Source organism: Microcoleus sp. Pol12B4, from assembly GCF_036701385.1.
Taxonomy (GTDB): Bacteria; Cyanobacteriota; Cyanobacteriia; order Cyanobacteriales; family Microcoleaceae; genus Microcoleus.
Map to the genome: position 1 here is coordinate 1 of NZ_JAUBQR010000463.1, position 1,181 is coordinate 1,181.

Annotated in this window: 1 protein-coding gene; it reads left to right on the plus strand. The window is 46.1% G+C overall.

Translation table 11 applies throughout. The features are described 5' to 3' along the window. The coding region (locus QUA38_RS29065; protein WP_333168008.1) for a tetratricopeptide repeat protein at window positions 1-1,181 on the plus strand (1,181 nt) is incomplete at both ends.

Sequence of the window (1,181 nt, forward strand, 5' to 3'; positions counted from 1 at the left end):
TTCCCACAAGAGTTTTGCTCTCAGTTGGATTTGGTGTATATGTGCGGCAACTACGGCGATGCTATGACTAGCAATACAACAATTCCGGCGATCGAGTATTTGCACCGCATGGGAGTTCCTCATATCTGCCTGTACACCAACGGTAGCGGACGCAATCCAGACTGGTGGCAAGCCCTGGCCAAGGCGATGACAGGAGAATACGATCGCGTAATTTTTAGTATCGACGGCTTAGCCGATACTAATAGCATCTACCGCCAAAATACCAACTGGGACAGGATAATGCAGTCGGTTAATGCCTTTATCCAAGCTGGCGGAAAAGCTGTCTGGCATTACCTGATATTTGAACACAACCAGCACCAAGTAGAAGCAGCGCGGGATTTAGCCCAACAATTAGGATTTGTCGAGTTTGTACCGAAAGCTACCTCTCGTTTCGTGGCGAAAGAGATTTATGACAAAGAGTCAGCAAATCAACAGCCTCAGAAGGCAGAAAACTCTCAGGTAGATGCTAAGAGCGATCGCCCCAACCAACCAGCAACAAATAATGCGTCAGCCCCTCAAAATCAAACACAGACGGCTGTTGGGTTGCACCAACAAGCTGAGCACTGTTTGAAACAAGGACAGCTCTCAGATGCGATCGCAGCCAGCCAACAAGCCCTAAAAATTCAACCTAATTTTGCAGCAGCCTGGAAAACATTGGGCAATGCTGTTCAAGGTTTGGGGAAGATGCAAGCAGCAGCAGACTGTTACGCAAATGCCCTCAAAATTCAGCCTAATTTTCCAGAAGTTTATGCTAATGTCGGCAGTCTTTATGCTCAACAGCAACAGTGGCAGCCCGCTAGTGCTTATTACCAAAAGGCGATCGAGCTTAAACCAAATTTTGCCGGAGCTTATCGCAATTTAGCTCAAGTGTTGACGCAGTTGGGGCAACCAGAAAAAGCCAATTATGCTTGGTATCAAGCTATAGCTATCGAAACCTCTCAAGCACCAGCTCAAAATCCGCCTATCCCATCAAAGCCAGCCAGCGAAGAACTCCAACCCCCATCGTTGGAACAATATAAAAATCCACAGGGAGACCAATTTATCCAAGCTGTAGAAAAATTTGGTAGCCTAAACAATTACTACCGAAATGTAGAAATTAGCTGCCAAACTCAAGCCAGCAAAGAGATTTTCATCAGTTTTGA